Origin of the sequence: Bacillus sp. FSL K6-0069 (assembly GCF_038007785.1) — a bacterium.
GTDB classification, from domain to species: domain Bacteria; phylum Bacillota; class Bacilli; order Bacillales; family Bacillaceae_G; genus Bacillus_A; species Bacillus_A mobilis.
Genome location: NZ_JBBOXN010000001.1, coordinates 5,126,692 through 5,145,315, shown reverse-complemented (window position 1 = coordinate 5,145,315; position 18,624 = coordinate 5,126,692). Strand labels below are relative to the sequence as shown.

10 protein-coding genes are annotated in these 18,624 nt (G+C 35.9%); 7 read left to right on the top strand and 3 right to left on the bottom strand.

All coding sequences use genetic code 11. The features are described 5' to 3' along the window. The first annotated feature begins 180 nt into the window (after positions 1–180). The 3 genes from MHB74_RS26520 to MHB74_RS26510 are packed head-to-tail and all read left to right on the top strand — an operon-like array spanning position 181 to position 1,664. Entirely contained in the window at positions 181–708 is a 528-nt protein-coding gene (locus MHB74_RS26520) for an RNA polymerase sigma factor (protein ID WP_061680049.1), read from the top strand. Further along, positions 695–1,009, top strand: coding sequence for a hypothetical protein (locus MHB74_RS26515; RefSeq protein WP_061680048.1), 315 nt, complete (start codon positions 695–697; stop codon positions 1,007–1,009). The genes MHB74_RS26520 and MHB74_RS26515 overlap by 14 nt, the downstream gene beginning before the upstream one ends. Further along, positions 993–1,664 carry a hypothetical protein gene (locus MHB74_RS26510; RefSeq protein WP_061680047.1) on the top strand — a complete coding sequence of 224 codons (672 nt, stop codon included), beginning with the start codon at positions 993–995 and terminating at the stop codon, positions 1,662–1,664. Before MHB74_RS26515 ends, MHB74_RS26510 begins: the two co-directional genes overlap by 17 nt. A gap of 39 nt (positions 1,665–1,703) precedes the next feature. Here the strand turns inward: MHB74_RS26510 and MHB74_RS26505 are convergent, their stop codons facing one another. The 3 genes from MHB74_RS26505 to map form a co-directional block, all read right to left on the bottom strand. Then, entirely contained in the window at positions 1,704–3,104 is a 1,401-nt protein-coding gene (locus MHB74_RS26505; protein WP_061680046.1) for a M28 family metallopeptidase, read from the bottom strand. A gap of 487 nt (positions 3,105–3,591) precedes the next feature. Continuing rightward, complete coding sequence (locus MHB74_RS26500; RefSeq protein WP_061680045.1) at positions 3,592–13,578, bottom strand: SpaA isopeptide-forming pilin-related protein; 9,987 nt, start codon at positions 13,576–13,578, stop codon at positions 3,592–3,594. A gap of 729 nt (positions 13,579–14,307) precedes the next feature. Further along, complete coding sequence (gene map / locus MHB74_RS26495) at positions 14,308–15,102, bottom strand: type I methionyl aminopeptidase (RefSeq protein WP_097863846.1); 795 nt, start codon at positions 15,100–15,102, stop codon at positions 14,308–14,310. A 157-nt stretch (positions 15,103–15,259) separates the two neighbouring features. Between map and MHB74_RS26490 the strand changes: the two genes are divergently transcribed. From MHB74_RS26490 to MHB74_RS26475, 4 genes are read left to right on the top strand one after another with little or no spacing between them, the layout of a single operon-like run. Next, on the top strand, positions 15,260–16,162 hold the full coding sequence (locus MHB74_RS26490; protein WP_061680043.1) for an ABC transporter ATP-binding protein: 903 nt from the start codon (positions 15,260–15,262) through the stop codon (positions 16,160–16,162). Then, entirely contained in the window at positions 16,159–16,893 is a 735-nt protein-coding gene (locus tag MHB74_RS26485) for an ABC transporter permease (RefSeq protein WP_061680042.1), read from the top strand. Before MHB74_RS26490 ends, MHB74_RS26485 begins: the two co-directional genes overlap by 4 nt. Next, positions 16,894–18,018, top strand: coding sequence for a sensor histidine kinase (locus tag MHB74_RS26480; RefSeq protein ID WP_061680041.1), 1,125 nt, complete (start codon positions 16,894–16,896; stop codon positions 18,016–18,018). Then, complete coding sequence (locus MHB74_RS26475; protein WP_000619264.1) at positions 18,015–18,617, top strand: response regulator transcription factor; 603 nt, start codon at positions 18,015–18,017, stop codon at positions 18,615–18,617. The genes MHB74_RS26480 and MHB74_RS26475 overlap by 4 nt, the downstream gene beginning before the upstream one ends. Positions 18,618–18,624 lie beyond the last annotated feature (7 nt).

Below are 18,624 nucleotides of genomic sequence, written 5' to 3'. Positions count from 1 at the left end.
CGAGTATTCTAGCCGCTGGAGCTGGACATAGAGAAAAGCGGAAGCCGATTTTTCGCTTTCAGTAAAAGGCAATCACACGATGTTGTGATTGCCTTTTTGTATGGAGATAATAAAAAAATAAAATTTTATCAAACAAAAGGAGAATTTGCGTCGTCTTATATAAATGACAGGAGGTTTAAGATGGAAGAAAAGGTAGAAGAATTAATTGATATATATAAGCAGCAAATATATTCCTTATGCTATAAATTAGCGAAAACGAAAGAAGATGCAGAAGATATTTTTCAAGAGACTTGGATAAAAGTTTTTTCCTCTAGGCACCAGCTTTCTTGCGTGGAAAATTATAAAAAATGGGTTACTACAATTTGTGTTCGTACGTTTTATGACTTTTATCGTAAGAAGAAAAGGTGGAAAGATCGCGTATTGGATTTGTTTCATAAAGAGGATGGGGGAGAAATCGATTTCGCAGATGAAGTGGATATATCAGAAGAATTTATTCAAAAAGTGGAAGCGGAAATGATATGGGAAGTTATACAGTTATTGAATGAAAAATATAAAACTGTGCTCGTACTCTACTATTATGAACAATACTCTTATAAAGAAATGAGCGAAATATTAAATATACCGATTGGTACGGTGAAATACCGCCTTAATTATGCGAAGAAGCAAATGCGGGAACGTTTGGAGGTGTTCGTTTATGACGGAAGATAAGTTTGATCAGAAGATAAAAAGTAGCTTAGCGGGGGAGATGATTCCAAGCGAAGAGCTAATAAATAATACGAAGCAGATTGTGCGAAATGCTCAAAAGATAGAGAAGAGATGGGTTATTTGTATTCATGCCGTTTGGATTGTTTTTTTAACGGTGATTATAGAACAATTTATTACTCATTTGGATAACCAAATTCCCATCATTATAGCGATAGTCATTATGATGCACGTATACATCCCTATATACATTGTAGTACAGGCACTTTTGAAAAAGGAGTATAAGTCATATGAAAGAATTCGTTAATTCGATTATTACATTTGAAACAGCTGGGATCATCATGTTATTGGCTTTTATATCACTTTTAATATGCGTTGCATCATGGGTGTATACTGACGCGAAAATACATGGAATAAGTAAGTGGTGGAGTGTTGTGGCTATTATAGTGCCATTCTTTATTGGAGTATTGATATATATATTAAGAAGAAGTAAAAAGAAAGTAGACGGAGAACATAAGATGAATGGTATGAAAAAACAAAAATTAACATTAATTGCGATATTGGCAAGTACAATGTTTGTATTACTTAGCGGTTTTACTTTTGTGCAAACGTTAGATGATGCGTGGAGAGCGGGAGATATATATTTGGAAAACGAGAAGCAAGGGGATAAGAGTTATGAAGCGGAATTTTCATCGTGGGATATAGCAGGAAAGGACATTCCTTTGCAGTACGATAAAGATACGACAGTAACGTTTTCTTATGAAACGGATGCGAAACGTGGCAACTTATGTTTTAGTCTCTACGAGGCACAAGGTGAAAAAATAGAGGAATTAAAAGAAGTGTGTGAATCGAAAAAAGGTGCTTTTACAGCTACTTTAAAAGCGAATAAAAAGTATACATTGAATATAAGTGGTTTGAAAGTGAAAGATGGTTTTGTCAAAGTAGATTGGAAAGAAGAATAAAAGTAAAAGCCACCAAATAATTGGTGGCTTTGCTCTGTATTAAGCAGCTTTCTGTTCAGTTTGAGTAACAGGTTTTTGAAGTGTATTATAAACTCCTGTCCCGATAACCTCTAATGCCACTTTCATACGTTCAGGCGAAATGTTCTCAAATACGTTATCTTGAGGTGTATGATATACCTTTTCAATATGATAGATTAATGGATTCCAACTATCTACTCCCATCCAAATAAATAGGGCGGCAGGGATACCAACTTCAGCAAATGGAACGTGATCACTAGAGCCGAATTTCCCTTGCAGTACGAGGTCATTATTTAATTGTTTACCTGCTTGTAAGGCCGCGTCTGTTACAAGGTTTGGAGAACCGTTAGGCGTCATAGCATATAAATTCTTTGCTTTATCGTAATTTGTTGCAACCATGTCTGCATTAAAGACACCTAAAATTCGATCGCGTTCTTTTTGGGGCAGATTATTAACGTAATAATCAGAGCCAAGTAAGCCAGTTTCTTCAGAACCAAAAGCAATAAAACGAATTTCTTTATCAGTTTCTACATTTTGAAAAGCACGAGCTAACTCTAATACTAATCCTGTACCAGAAGCATTGTCGTTTGCTCCAGGTGCTCCAACTACGCTATCATAGTGCGAACTTACAACGACAGCTTTTTCATTACCTGTACTATTTTTTGGTTTCTTTTTAGCGATGACATTTAGTGATGTTAAGTTAGATTCATGTCTCGCCTTTAGAGAAAGAATTGTTGTCCCTTTTTTAGCGATTTCCTCTTTAAATGCATTTCCTTGCGCATAAGCAAGACCAAAGACAGGGATAGACTGCTTTTTCGTTAGGCGGGGATTGAAGGTTTGTCCATAATTTCCGCGTCCGCCAATTAAACTGTATAAAAGGACACCTTTTGCTCCTTTGCTAACAGCATTTTCAACTTGTTTATTATAGTCTGTAACTGTTGTTCCTCTTTCAAATAGAACAATTTTTCCGTTTACTTCATTTGGGATATCCTCTAATTTTGTCCCACCTTGAACAAAGATAAGAGGGGCTGTAACAGCTTCTGTAGAAATTAGTGCGTTAGGGGCAGCGCCAGCTTGCCAATTACGCTTTGTGGATAATGGTGAGTCAATAAATCCAACGTATTGATCAGGCACTTGAAATGGTTGATATTCTACTTCATAGCCCATTGATTTAAGTTGCATACCAACGTAGCGAGAAGCCCATTCTTCTGATTTTGTCCCACCAGGGCGAGGACCAATTGTTTCGGATAAGAAACGAATGTGTTCGATGGCGCGACTTGCATCAACTTGTTTTGTGATAGGTGAAGTCTGTGTGATTTCTGACGTGGAATCAGCTTGGGCTTGTCCGATTGGAGCTAAGCTAACAGCGAGTGATACAGCAAGCAAAGAGCTTACTATTTTTTGTTTTAAAGATTTTTTCATTTTTTCCTCTCCTATTCTTCTATTCTCTATGCCTGACAAAAGAAGACGGATAACGACTTTATTTTACCGTTATCTTCATTATTTTTCAATATTCTGACATTGAGAAATAAAAAAACGCTATATGCATATTTGCATATTTTTGATGGAGATATGTATGCTATCATTTTAAATGAAGGTTCGCTTTCTGCTTGGAAAGCTCCTACATTGCATGAATCTAGTGTACCCAAACTTTAGATTATGTAGAGAAAAGAATCCTATAGGGTTCTTTTCTCGTGTTTGAATCATGTGATGATAAATATGTTTCCGCATTTCATACTTATCATCAGTGATATATGTAAGGCATCCATATGAAAATACGAGGCTGTTCAAAGGTTTTCCGTACTTTTGGGCAGCCTCACCCCGTTAAAAGGACGATACTCTACGTATCGTCCTTTTTTGTATAAAAAAACACCCAATCAAATGTTTACTTGATTGGGTGTGAAAACTATTAATAATATTTTTTGCGTTTTGTAGCTAAAATACTTAACAAGCCAGCTAGTAGAAGTACGGTGCCGACTGTTTGAGTAGGATCATTTTTGTGACCCGTATTTGGAAGTTCTTTACCCTTATTTCGGTCATCTTGCTGTTTGTTTATTTGTGTTTCAGGGTTTTCTTTTTCTAGTTCTTCAGAAGTTCCCTTACCATGTGTTTCAGGATTTCCTTTTTCTAGTTCTTCAGAAGTTTCTTTCCCTGTTTCCTCTTCTTTATTAGGAGGAGTAACTGGTTTATCATCTCCACCTGATGAAGAATCGATTTTTTTATTTGAAACTGTAAGTTGTAGTGGTGTAGCTTGAGCTTTTTCAATTGTAAAGTTTATCGGTGATGCATCCAATTGATAGCCAGCAGGAGCCTTTGTTTCCACTAATTGATAATTACCAGGTTTCAAATCATTTACGATTAATTTACCATGCCCATCTGTTTGTAAACCTTCTCGTACTACTTTTCCGTCTTGATCTAAAATATTGAAAATGGCACCTTCGAGTGTTCCATGGTGATCCATATCAACTTTAATTAACTCCATTGAACCTGTCGTTAAACTATTTAAAGCTGTAACAGAAGTAACTTGAGATTGCCCTTTCGTAATTGTGAAAGGAATTGGCTTAGCACTTAAATCGTATCCAGTAGGAGCTTTCGTTTCAATAAACTGATAGTCTCCCGGGCGTAAATCAGAAACAGAAATTTTACCATCTTTATCAGTAGTTAAATCAGAACGAACATCATTGCCGTTTTGATCAACAATTTTAAAGATAGCACCTTCAAGAGTAGAGCCGTCGATGTCATCGACCTTAGTTAATTCAACAGCGCCCTTAGTTAAGCTATTCGTAGCCGTAACAGAAGCTGTAGTTGTTTGACTCTTTTCAACAGTAAACTTGATAGGATTTTGATTTAAGTCGTAATGAGTAGGAGCTTTCGTTTCAATAAACTGGTAGTCTCCCGGACGTAAATCAGAAACAGAAATTTTACCATCTTTATCAGTAGTTAAATCAGAACGAACATCATTGCCGTTGTGATCAACGATTTTAAATACCGCACCTTCAAGAGTAGAGTTGTCAACGTCGTCAAGCTTAATTAATTCACCAGCGCCCTTCGTTAAGCTATTTGTAGCAGTAACAGAAGCTGTAGCCGTTTGACTTTTTTCAACAGTAAACTTAATAGGATTTTGATTTAAGTCGTAATGAGTAGGAGCCTTCGTTTCAACGAATTGGTAGTCTCCCGGACGTAAATCAGAAACAGAAATTTTACCATCTTTATCAGTAGCTAAATTAGAACGCACGTCGTGCCCGTTCATATCAACGATTTTAAATACTGCGCCTTTAAGGGTAGTACCGTCGACATCATCTACTTTAGAAAGTTCCACAGCACCCTTAGTTAAGCTATTCGTAGCTGTAACGGAAGCGATTTTTTCTTGCCCTTTTTTAACTGTGAACTTAATAGGTGTTTCGTTTAAGTCATAATGAGTAGGAGCTTTTGTTTCGATAAACTCATAGTCTCCTGGTGGTAATTCATCCACAACTAAACGGCCGTTTTTATCAGTAGTTAAATCAGTACGGACGTCGTGTCCATCCTTATTAACAATTTTAAATACCGCACCCTCAAGTGTTGTGTTTTCTTCAACATCATCCACTTTAATTAACTCCACACTACCTTTCGTTAAGCTGTTCGTAGCTGTAACGAAGACATGTTTTGTTTGACTTCTTTCAATTGTGAACTTAATAGGTGTTTCATTTAAGTCATAATGTTTCGGAGCTTTCGTTTCAATAAACTGATAGTCTCCAGGTTGTAAGTCTTTAGCGACAATTTTGCCATCTTTATTGGTAACTAAATTCGTACGAATGTCGTTACCGTTCATATCAGTAATTTTGAATACTGCACCTTCTAGCGTTTCTTTCGCATCTAAAGAATCAATTTTCGTTAATTCCACGCCACCTTTAGTTAAGCCATTTTTAGCAGTAACAGAAACGTGAGCTGGTTGGCTTTTCTCGATAGTGAAAGGAATCGGTGTTTTGTTTAAATCATAATCTTTAGGAGCTTTCGTTTCAACGAATTGATAATCTCCTGGTCGTAAATTAGAAGCAGAAACTTTCCCGTCTTTATCAGTAGTTAAATTCGTGCGAACAACTTTACCTTTCGCATCAATGATGTTAAATACTGCATCAGAAAGTTTTGTATCTAGATTTATATCATCCACTTTAATTAATTCAACAGCACCTTCAATTAAGCTGTTAGTAGCAGTGACTTGTAGTTTCTCTGCTTGGCTTTTCTTAATTGTAAATTTAAGCGGTGTACTGTCTAATTTGTAGTGTTCAGGAGCTTTCGTTTCAACGAACTGATAGTTTCCTGGACGTAAATCTGGAACAGAGATTTTTCCATCTGCATCTGTCGTAAGATTAATGTGAATATCTTTGCCATTACTTAAATCAATGATGTTAAATACTGCGCCTTTAAGGGCAGTGCCATCGACGTCATCCACTTTAGAAAGCTCTACCGCACCTTTAGTTAAATTATTTTTAGCAGTAACAGAAATCGGTTCGGCTTGTCCTTTTTCAATAGTGAAAGGAATCGGTTCTTTATTTAAATCGTAGTGTTTCGGAGCTTTCGTCTCGACGAATTGATAATCACCAGGACGTAAGTTAGAAACGCTAATTTTACCTTGTGAATTTGTAGTAAGATTCTCGCGAATTACAGTACCCTTCATATCAACAATGTTAAATACTGCGCCTTCAAGAGTAGTACCATCGACGTCGTCCACTTTAATAAGTTCAACGCCGCCTTTAGTTAAACTATTTTTCATAGTAACAGTAGCAATATTTTTCTGGCTTTTTTCAACTGTAACTACCATTGGCTTTTTGTCTAAATCATAATGTTTCGGAGCCGTAGTTTCGACAAATTGATACGTACCAGGACGTAAGTTTTCAACAATGATTTTTCCTTCACCGTTTGTTTTTAAATCCGTTTTAAGTACTTTACCGTTTTGATCTAGTAAATTAAACACGGCATCGGCAAGTTTTGTTTGATCGTTTAAATCATCCACTTTAATTAATTCGATACTACCTTGTTTTAAACTATTTTTAGCGGTTAAAGAAATAGTCTCTTTCTGTCCTTTTTCAATAGTGAAATTGATTGGTGTTTCATCTAAAACGTAATGCTTCGGAGCTTCTGTTTCGATGAATTGATAATCACCAGGACGTAGGTCGTTAATTTCAATTTTCCCTTTACCACTTGTAACAAGACCTTTATGAATTACAGTACCCTTCATATCAACAATGTTAAATACTGCGCCTTCAAGTTTAGTACCATCGATGTCATCTACTTTAGAAAGTTCCACTGCACCTTTTGTTAGAGCGTTTTTTGCCGTAACATGAAGAGTTTCAGTTTGGCTTTTCTTAATTGTAAATTCGATCGGTGTTTGATTTAAATCGTAATGTTCAGGAGCAGCTGTTTCAATAAATTTATACGTACCAGGACGTAGGTTTTCAACAACAATTTTTCCTTCATCATTTGTTTTTAATCCTTCTTTAACTACTTCTCCGTCTGCATCTAATAAATTAAATACGGCATGAGCGAGCTTCGTATCAGTATCAATATCGTCAATTTTTGTTAATTCAACGCTACCTTTTTTCAACGTGTTTTTCCCTGTAACAGGAATCTTTTTCGTTTGGTTTCGTTCAATTTTAAATGGAATTGGTGTCTCATCTAACACATAATGTTCAGGAGCAGCTGTTTCAATAAACTGATAGTCTCCTGGACGTAAATTAGAAACAGAAATTTCACCATTGTCATCTGTAACAAGGTTTGTGCGAACTTCTGTCCCGTCCATATCAACAATTTTAAATACTGCATCTTTCAGCATTGTACGATCGATGTCATCAATTTTTGTTAAAATGACGCCGCCTTTCGTTAAGCTGTTAGTAGCAGTAACAGTAATGTTTTCTTTCTGACTTTTTCCGATAGTGAACGGAATAGGATCTTTTCTTAAGTCATAGTCTTTTGGAGCTTTTACTTCAATAAATTGATAGTCACCCGGGCGTAAATCAGAAGCGGTAACTATACCTTGCTTATCAGTAGTTAGCCCTTTACGAACGACTTTTTTCGTATCATGAGCATCAACAATGATAAATTCTGCACCTTCAAGTGTAATGCCATCAACGTCATCCACTTTAGTTAAAGTAACGCCACCTGTAAGTAAACTGTTTTTTACAGTGACAGGGACTGGAATATCATCCTTGCTACCTTTTTTAATCGTGAACTTAATAGGTGTTTGATCTAATTTATAATGTTCAGGAGCTGATGTTTCAATAAATTGATAATCTCCTGGTGCTAAATCAGGAATAACTAGTACTCCATAATCATCTGTTTTTAAATCTTTCGCAATTTCTTTGCCAGTTGCGTCTTGTAATGTGAACACTGCGCCGGCAAGAGCGATACTACTCTCCACATCATCTTCTTTAATAAGTTTAACTTTTCCTTTCGTTAAACTATTTTTAAATGTAAGTGGAAGAAGTTTTTGTTGTCCTTTTTCGATTGTAAATTCAATTGGTTCTACATTTACATCGTAATAAGTTGGAGCCTTCGTTTCGATAAGTTTATAGTTACCAGGACGTAAGTCGTCTACAACTAACTTTCCTTCACTATTCGTAACAAGGTTCGTACGAGCATCTTCATTCGTATCTCTATTAACGATTTTAAATACTGCACCTTCAAGTGTTTCCTTTTCATCTGCAGCATTCACTTTTGTTAATTCAATACCGCCTTTTGTTAAGCTGTTTTTAGCAGTAACGGTAGCCGATGTTGTTTGACTTTCGGTAATTGTGAATTTAATCGGATTTGTATTTTTATCGTAATACTTCGGTGCTGTTACTTCGATAAATTTATAATCGCCAGGGCGTAAGCCAGTAGCGATCGCTTTACCATCCGCACCAGTTGTTACATTTTCACGAATGACTTTCTTTTCATCATTAGCATCAACAATTTTAAATACGGCACCTGCAAGAGCTGTACCATCGATATCATCAACTTTCGTCAATTCAACATCTCCTGGTTTTAAAGCATTTTCAGCCTTCACAATTAAAGTTTCTTTCTGACTTCTATCGATTGTAAATTCAATAGGTGCTGCTCGTAAAACGTAATGTTCAGGAGCAACTATTTCAATAAATTTATACGTACCAGGACGTAGCTTATCAGCTTTTGTTTTTCCATCAGCATCTGTAGTTAAGTCAGTACGAACGTCATTATTATTTAAATCGACAATTTTAAATACGGCACCTGCAAGAGGTTTTTTATCACCGAATTCATCAACTTTTAATAATTCGACTTCGCCTGTTTTTAAACTATTTGTTGCCTTCACGGTAGCAAAAGACTGTTGGCTTCTATCGATTGTAAACTCGATAGGATTTGCATTTAACACATAATCCTTAGGAGCTTCCGTTTCAACAAATTTATACGTACCAGGCTCTAGGTCTTTAACAGTTACTTTACCATCTGCGCCAGTTTTTACATTTTCGCGAATGACTTTCTTTTCATCATTTGCGTCAACAATTTTAAATACAGCACCTGCAAGAGCTGTACCATCGATATCATCAGTTTTTGTTAAAGTGACGCCACCTTTAATGAGGTGATTTGTTGCTGTAACAGTAACTGCGCTCTTTTGACTTTTTACAATTGTAAACTCAATTGGTTTTTTATCTATGTCATAGTCTTTTGGAGCTTTTTCTTCAACAAATTGATAGTCTCCAGGACGTAAATCTTTTGCTTCGATTTGTCCTTGGGCATTTGTCGTTAATTTTCCATAGCCAGGGATTATTTTGTTTTTTCGGTCTCGTACACTAAATACTGCCCCTGCTAAAGTTTCACCATTTTTATCAACTTTTGTTAGTATAGCCGACCCTGTAATTAAATTATTTTTTGCTTCTTTTTCAATTACTGTTGTTTGATCTTCTTCGATCTTAACTTCAATAAGTTGACCATCTAATTGATAATGCTCAGGAGCCGTTGTTTCTTGTAAGTAGTAAGTTCCTGGTTTTAAATTATCTACAGTAATTTGACCTTTATTATTTGTTGTTAATTTTTTGTGCTCAGGAATGACTTGTTTGTTTTGATCCAGTAAAGAGAAAACAGCGTGTTCAAGATTTTCTTTACTGTGAGCATCAATTTTTGTAAGTACTACTTTCCCAACAAATTTCTTATTTGTAAGGGTATATGTTGTAATTTCTTCAGAACCTAGCTCAACAAGTATACCTTCTCTTAATTCTTTACTAATTACATAACCTTTAGGTGCTTTCGTTTCTTTAATTAAATATTTATCACGTCGTAAGTTGTTAAACTTAGCGACACCGTCATCACCTGTTGTAATTGGTCGAATAGCGGTTGTACCTGTCTGATCATATAAAGTAAATTCTGCTCCGGCTAATGCTACTTTTCTATCTTTGTCATCAACCTTTATAATTTGAAGGCTCCCGCGTCCTTTACTAGCAGAACCACCTCCAGATCCAGTAGATACTTTAACAACTACGTCTTCAGTAGTTTTCGTTTCTTCAAGTACTAAACGGTGACCAGTAATATTAGCTTTATTGCTTACTGTTTCCATATGATCTGCATTAATGAGTGAGCGATATTCTAAAATATAAGCTCGATGAATCGTATGAAGGAATTCAACTTTAAATTGTTGTTTCCCTGTATTGTTGTCTGTTATTACTTTGAGTTTATAGTCTGTTCCTTCTTTTAATTCATTTGTTGTATCTTTCGTTAAAGTGCCATCCACGGCTACTGTTGTCGGGTATAGGTGGAAGGACTTTTCATCAAGCATTTGATTGTCTGTCGGTTCATCCGTTACGACTGCATTTTCAATAGTTGATTGACTTGGATTAATAGAAACGCTCCAATCAATATACTTGTCATTTTGTTTTGCTTTTTTCATAACCCCGCTACCACCGTTTGTGATTTCAAATGCACCATGAATAGTAGTAACAGTTTTTGATCCATCTTTTAAATCGGCATAATTATCGTAGCGCTTATTAATTTGTTCGCCTGCAAGTGAAGTGTTAAAGCTAATATAATATGCAGAATTAATTTCGTTTTTAAAATGAACTGTTAATGTATTGTTATTATCTTTGGTTGGATATTCTATTGTATATTCGCTAGATGGGACAGGATTACTTACTTCAAATCCATTTGCACCACCAGTTAATTTCATATGCCGAACTTCAATAGATTCCGGTATTAATTTTTGGTTATCTCTTAATACATCAACAATAGAAGGAGTCTTAATTGTTCTATTATTATAGTTAAATCCAATTTTCCATGTAACTTCTTTCGTTTGGGCATTGTAAGAACCGTATTTAAATCCGTTTCCTTTTGTGTAGTGATCAGGATTGAATGTATCGTCGGATGAACTATTTTTCTTGTTATCATTTATGTCTATCCATGATAACTTTGCTGTATTTTGGAATGAGTTATTTTTACTCTTATCCTCTTTTACTTTAGATAGGGTTTCGTAATTAAAGTCTGTTGTGTATGTGATAGTTAAAGTTTTATTCATATTAGACTTATAATCACCAGCTAGTTTCACTTCAAATCCTTTATCTGTTACATCAAGTGTGTAATCAAACTCTGGATCAAGCGTTCTCGATCCATCTGTAATTTTGAAACTATCTTTCTGTAACGTTAGACCACCAAAGTCAAACGTATCCTTGATAACAGCATCGTTTAACACGTAGTTGTTATCATTTACAATAATTGTCCATTTTGTTGTTTTCGCATTGTAATCTGTATCGCCTGCATTTTTATTATGTTTCTTTATGATGTTTTGTTGTTGTAATGTAACCTTGTTTGTCTTACTTGAACCACCATCTGCGATAATTTTATTTTCGATTTCACCATCTGCGATGACATCACCCGCGGCTTTTGATGTGTAAGTAATTACGTAGGCACTATCAATATCAGTAGTAAACTGTAAATCAAATCCCTCAGTCGTTTCTTTTACTGTGAAGTTTGTAGCATTGTCACCAGTGACAATTTGCCCACTATCATTATAAGAAGCATTTTTTACAACAATAGAACTTAGATCAATTTTATGATCCTTATCTAGAATATCTTTTAAAAGAGCAGCCTCTTTTTCAATTTTTCTTTGGTCACCGTTGTAAGTGATCGTCCATTCGATTGTTTGTGTTTTTGGATTGTACTTGCTAGTTTTTTCTAGATGCGTACCTCGTTTTACAGTTACAGTTGCATTTGCAGATACATCTTTTTGATTCTTGCTTGATACCTTTGCTTCATTTTTGAAACTAGTAACACTTTCATCTGTAATCTTTGTTGCATATTCAATTTGATAAGCTTTATTCGTTTCGTTTTTAAAAGCGATATTTAATTTATCAGAGGATGAAGTAAGTTCATATTCTTCCTTAGGAACTTCTGCTCCACGAGTTGTCTTCCCGTTAATATCTACCTCTAAATAATAAACCTTAATAGAATCTTCATTGAGACTTGCTCCATTTGGAATGTTATCTTGGAAGACAGCATTTGTCAGTGTATCTTTTGTCTTGTTCATTTCTACTGTCCAATTAATTTGATTCGTATTAGTTGGTCTATCAGGTACACCTTTTTTATCTATAGATTGTTTTACTTTAGGTTTAAAATCGAGCTCAATAATAACGTCTTTTTCTTTAATAGGGAATGGGATTTGTTTTTCTGTAGTCCCTGTAATTTTTACTTCATTAAACTCCGTACGAATGTTTAAATGTCCAGCTATATCAGGATGATCTTCAACATATTCGTTAAAAGTCATCGTTACTTTGCCATCAGGCGTAACAACGAATGACCCAATCGTATGTCCTTTTCCATCTATTAAATCCTGTGTAATCGTATTGTGGACAATAAAGTATTCTGGGAGTTGGAAAGTAAAATAATCATCTTTTTTGATGTTTAGCGATTTTAAAACTTCCCATGTAAAATCGATTTGGGTAATAGAATTTGGATTTGGACGATTATCCGTATTGTTAAATGGTTTACCGTCTTTATCTGTTAATGTGACACCCGTTAAAATATTTTCTGTAATTTGCTTAGGTGATGGATCTGGATTCTCAACCGGTTGTTCTGTTGTGTTATCACCAGGATTTTCCGTAGGTTGCTCTGCATCACCATTTTTTTGCTCATCCGCAGGTTGCTGAGCATCGCCATTTTTTTGCTCATTCACAGGTTGCTGAGCATCACCGTTCTTTTGCTCATCCGCAGGTTGCTGAGCATCGCCATTCTTTTGCTCATCCGCAGGTTGCTCTGCATCGTCGTTCTTTTGTTTATCCGTAGGTTGCTGAGCATCACCGTTCTTTTGCACATCTGCAGGTTGCTGAGCGTCGCCATTCTTTTGCTCATCCGTAGGTTCCTCTGCAGTATCCTTATTCGTAGTAGGGGAAGCTGGGTTATCTACTTGAACAGGAACTGAAATAGACTTAGCTGTTGTGCCTAGAGGGAATGAGAGTTGAACAGATTTTGCACCAGGTTTTAAATCAGGATTGAATACTGTATCAAAATTGATTTTTCCGTTAGCACCTTTGGAATCTTTTACTTGATCGTTAAATACTAGTTTCATTTTGTTATCGTTTGCTGTAACAAAATATTGACCAATAACTTGCTGATCTGCCGTCAGATTTCCTTGTTGATTACTTTTAATTTTTAATGCGTTAGGTATTTGGAGCACCGTTGAGTCTGTTTGATGATCTTTTATTGACCAAGCATATTCTAAGTGAATGGTTGATCCTACTTGTATTAAGTTTTTAGGATTTAATGCTTCGTCAATAATATGATTCGTTGTATCTTTCATTTCAACAGTGTCAAATAATGAATTGCCTGTTAATGTTTCCGCTTTTACTTGATTGTATGGAAAACTAGCAAGCTGTGAAAATAGTACGAATACAATTAAACATATATTGAAAAGTTTTTTCATTGTGCCTCCTTTATGAATCCTTTTATTGCATAAAAATGCTTTGTGAATGGATTGTTTGTCATGGATCAATGGGACTGACTTGATGCCTCCTTTACTGCGTATCCTCTTTAGGGAAAGTATTCATATCCGATGCTTTGTAACGTAAAACAAAATGTATATTCTAATAATATAGGGAGTGAATATACAAGTTTCGACAAAAAATGTCGAATGAAATACTGATAAGGAATGATATCAGACCTTTATAGGATGTGACTTGTTACGTGGTTCTTTATAAAATAGGTACATACAAAAAATATGCAGTGAAATACTTAAACTATTTTATAATGATTTGTATTCTTGCAATGCGCAAAGAATCGTTATAAAGGTAAGTTTTACGATACATGCTAACCCAAATAATGTATCCTATTGTAAAAAAGTTCTTTCATATTGAGGTAGTAATAAAATGTAGCTTGAATTTGGTCAGGATGAAGAAAATATGTACTGTCTAAAAGAGTATACAATTCGTAGATTAAAGCGAAGACAGCGTTTTATAATAAATAGAACGCATTACTTTAATCGATGCTATGAAATAAAAAAAGAAGGTACTCCCTTGATCATCTTTTATGAGAGATAATCATCAATAACCTTCGTTAAAAATTATATACGTAAATGAAAAAGAGTTCAACCGTATTGCTTCTTTTCAAAAAAGTACATAAAAAAGAACCGCTTCCTACTAAGAAGCGGTTCTTTTTATATTTCTGTTAAAATTATCGGTTCGCCGCGTGTTACGACAACGGTATGTTCACATTGTGCAACGAGGCTTTTATCAGGTGTAACGAATGTCCAACCATCGTCACCGCGCTCGATAATGTGATCAGCTTTCATAGAAATAAATGGTTCTACAGCGATAACAAGACCGTCTTTTAGAAGCGCATTATCCATTGGGTCAAAGTAGCTTAAAATGTGGTTTGGTGCTTCATGTAAGCTAAGACCAATGCCGTGACCAGTTAAGTTTTGAATCACATTATATCCATTTTTATGAGCAAAGTTTGAAACAGCACGACCAATTTGGTTTTGTTTTGCACCAGCTTTTACCTTTTTCATTGCTGCCCAAAATGCATCAACAGCTGCTTGGCAAAGCTTTTCTTTCGCTTCATCTTCTCCAAGTACAAATGAAATACCTGTATCTGCATAATAGCCATCAAGTGCAGCAGATACGTCGACATTTACTAAGTCGCCTTCTTTTAATACGCGATCTCCTGGAATACCGTGAGCAACTTCTTCGTTTACACTAATACAAGTTACACCTGGGAAATCATATTCTTTTTCAGGTGCAGAAATAGCACCATGCTCATCTAATACTTTTTTACCGATTAAATCAAGCTCTTTCGTTGTCATACCTGGCTTCGCTTCTTTTTTCATTTCTTCACGTGCAAGCGCAACGATGCGGCCGATTTTTCGTAAGCCTTCTAAATCTTGTTCATTACGAATAATCATGAAAACCACTGTCCTTCCTCGAATATATATCTTACCCGATTGTATCATGTTTATTTTCGTCCTGCTACTCGCTTGCGGTATGTGGGCTGATTCCTCTCATAAGGAATACATGACAATTGTCATATCGATGTCATGACGCATCATACTGTTTCCTAAGTTTTCCAACACGTACAATGTAAATATAAGAAACAGCGGGGGTGGAGAGATGGAAAAGATTATAGAAGTAAATGGTGTTTCTAAAACATTTAAACATAAAAAAGCAGTAAATAACGTTTCATTTCATGTGAATAAAGGAGAAATCGTAGCACTACTTGGACCGAATGGTGCAGGGAAAACGACGACGATGTCAATGATGCTTGGATTAAAGGATCCGACGGAAGGAACTGTTTCTATATTTGGAAAGAGTCCCAAGCATAGAGACGTTCGTAATAGCCTTGGTGCGATGCTACAAGAAGTAAGTGTCATTGATAGTATTACAGTGGAAGAGGCAATTGAGTTATTCCGTAGTTATTATACGAATCCGGTAGCGAAAGAAACGTTACTACAGTTATCAAATTTAGAATCGGAGCGAAAGCAAAGATGTGAGAAATTATCAGGTGGGCAAAAAAGAAGGTTAAACTTTGCGCTTGCACTTGCAGGAAATCCTGAATTGCTATTTTTAGATGAACCGACAGTTGGAATGGATATTACGTCTCGAAGAACGTTTTGGGAAACAATTCGAAAGTTAGCAAGTGAAGGGAAAACAATTATTTTAACGACGCACTATTTAGAAGAAGCGGATGCGTTGGCGAATCGTATTTTATTGTTTGCGAATGGAAAGATTATCGCAGATGGTACACCAGATGAGATGAAGGCGACGATTTCACGAAAAACGATTAAGTTTTATTCGAAGGAAAGTATTCCTGCAAAATTACTAAAAGAATTACCAAACGTAACAGAAGTACAGTCGAACGATGGGCACTTCACTTTAACAACTGAAGATACAGATGAAACTTTAAAAGCAATTTATCAAAAGAACTTACCTGTAACAGATGTTTCAGTTGAACGTGGAAGCCTAGATGAAGCATTTGAACAGTTTGTCGCAAATCAGGAGGAGGGAATCGCATGAGAGCGTTTTTGATGCAATGTAAGATGGAAATATTACGTACGTTTCGCAATAAACTATTTATCTTTTTCTCATTATTAATGCCGGTTATGTTTTACTATATTTTCACAAATGTTATTCAAGTGCCGCAAAACGGAGATGCGTGGAAAGCACATTATTTAATTTCTATGACTTCATTTAGTATTATTGGAACGGCACTTTTTAGCTTCGGTGTGCGCCTTTCAGAGGAAAGACAAAAAGGATGGGCACAACTTTTGAGAATTACACCTCTGCCAGAGGGAGCATATATTTCCGCAAAAATCGTTTCGCAAACAGTAGTAAATGTTTTTTCAATCGTAGTTATTTTTATAGCAGGTATTTTAATTAATGATGTTCAGTTAACATTTGGTCAATGGATGGGCGCTGGTATATGGCTATTATTAGGTGTAACACCATTTTTAGCGCTTGGATCAATAGTTGGTTCTATTAAAAAAGTTGATGCAGCAGCAGGATTAGCAAACATTTTAAATATGTGTTTAGCAATTCTTGGTGGTTTATGGATGCCGATTGAAGTATTCCCGAAAATATTAAGAACGATTGGTGAATGGACACCAACATATCATTTCGGAAGTGGTGCATGGGATATTGTAGCTGGGAAATCAGTTGGTTGGGAAAATATCGCGGTATTAGGAGGTTATTTCCTTATATTTGTTGTAGTATCAATATATATAAGAAAAAGACAGGAAGCGGTATAAATGATAGAGAAGAAGAGGATTGAGATTTTTCCGAAACATATGGGTTTCTTCCCGTATATGTGGCTTGTGTATCTAGCGTTTCCGATTTATGCACTTGCACAAGAGGAGGGCTCAAGGTTAATGTTTGGGGCTGGCATGCTAATTCTTTTTGTATTAGCATACCGGCAGTTATATTTTGTTACAAAAATGTTCGCAATGTGGGCTTGTATGCAACTGGTTATAGCCTTGGTATTTAGCTTTTTCTATAGTCCGTATCTTATTTTTTTATGTTTCTTCACATCAAATGCCATAGCATTCGCACCTACGAAAAAAATATTCCGTATATTATTGGGCTTATTAGTTGTAACGCTTATAACATTTGTATATGGTGCGGGTTTTTCATTTACAAGCTTTATAAATACTGTCCCGATGCTTATTTTGATGCTTGTTGCGCCTTTTGGTATGCGCAATTTTAATCAAAAAAAGATATTAAGAAATCAATTAAACGAAGCAAACGAACAAATTAAAGACTTAGTAAAACGTGAAGAAAGGCAGCGAATTGCAAGAGATCTTCATGATACGTTAGGGCATACGCTATCTCTTATTACGTTAAAGAGTCAGCTCGTGGAGAAGTTAATTGTAAAAAATCCGGAGCGTGCAAGTGTGGAAGCGAAAGAAATTACACAAACATCTCGTACAGCTTTAAAGCAGCTAAGGGAATTAATTTCTGATATGCGTATGATTACAGTAGAAGAAGAGCTTGAGCAAATAAAGGCGATCTTACAAGCGGCTAATGTCGAACTAGAAGTGAAGCAGGAAGCAAGTGCGAGTTCGTTATCACCAATTGAGCAAAATATTGTGGGAATGTGTTTACGTGAGGCTGTTACGAATGTTGTAAAGCATAGTAAGGCAACATGTTGCACAGTTTCTGTACGAGAATCACAAGGTGAATTAATTTTGACAGTAGAAGATAACGGAATCGGTTTAGCAGGTCAAAGCCACGATGGGAATGGCATTCGGGGTATGAAGGAGCGCATCGCTCTTATTGATGGATTTGTTGAACTAGGTACGATCAATCCAGGGACACTATTAACAGTGAAAGTTCCAGTTGTTATTCGAACAGGAAAAGATGAGGTGAGGGCATGATTCGAATTATTATTGCAGAAGATCAGCGGATGCTTCGTGGTGCATTGGGGGCTTTACTTGATCTAGAAGATGATATTGAAGTAATTGGGCAAGCTGCGAACGGGGAAGAAGCGCTAAAACTAATTGAATCGCTACAACCTGATGTAAGTATTATGGATATTGAAATGCCAATTCAAAGCGGATTAGATGTTGCAGAAACGTTAAAGAAAGAAAAATCAGCATGTAAGGTAATGATTTTAACAACATTTGCACGCCCTGGATATTTTGAACGAGCTATGAAAGCTGGCGTGCACGGATATTTATTAAAAGATAGCCCAAGTGAAGATTTAGCTGCATCGATTCGTAATGTAATGAAAGGAAAGCGAGAGATCTCTCAAGATTTAATGTTCGGCTTATGGCAGGAGCAAAATCCGTTATCGGATCGTGAAAAAGAAGTATTGTTACTTGCGAAAGAAGGAAAGACGGCAAATGAAATTGCGAAGGCACTTTATCTTTCACCTGGAACAGTACGTAATTACATTTCTGAAGTATTAACGAAGCTTGATGCGAAAAATAGAATTGAGGCAATTACAATTGCGGAAGAAAAGGGATGGATATGAAAAGAAG

Coding starts and splice junctions, on each gene's coding strand:
- MHB74_RS26520 (WP_061680049.1), top strand. CDS start 181: ATGGAAGAAAAGGTAGAAGAATTAATTGATATATATAAGCAGCAAATA.
- MHB74_RS26515 (WP_061680048.1), top strand. CDS start 695: ATGACGGAAGATAAGTTTGATCAGAAGATAAAAAGTAGCTTAGCGGGG.
- MHB74_RS26510 (WP_061680047.1), top strand. CDS start 993: ATGAAAGAATTCGTTAATTCGATTATTACATTTGAAACAGCTGGGATC.
- MHB74_RS26505 (WP_061680046.1), bottom strand. CDS start 3,104: ATGAAAAAATCTTTAAAACAAAAAATAGTAAGCTCTTTGCTTGCTGTA.
- MHB74_RS26500 (WP_061680045.1), bottom strand. CDS start 13,578: ATGAAAAAACTTTTCAATATATGTTTAATTGTATTCGTACTATTTTCA.
- map (WP_097863846.1), bottom strand. CDS start 15,102: ATGATACAATCGGGTAAGATATATATTCGAGGAAGGACAGTGGTTTTC.
- MHB74_RS26490 (WP_061680043.1), top strand. CDS start 15,260: ATGGAAAAGATTATAGAAGTAAATGGTGTTTCTAAAACATTTAAACAT.
- MHB74_RS26485 (WP_061680042.1), top strand. CDS start 16,159: ATGAGAGCGTTTTTGATGCAATGTAAGATGGAAATATTACGTACGTTT.
- MHB74_RS26480 (WP_061680041.1), top strand. CDS start 16,894: ATGATAGAGAAGAAGAGGATTGAGATTTTTCCGAAACATATGGGTTTC.
- MHB74_RS26475 (WP_000619264.1), top strand. CDS start 18,015: ATGATTCGAATTATTATTGCAGAAGATCAGCGGATGCTTCGTGGTGCA.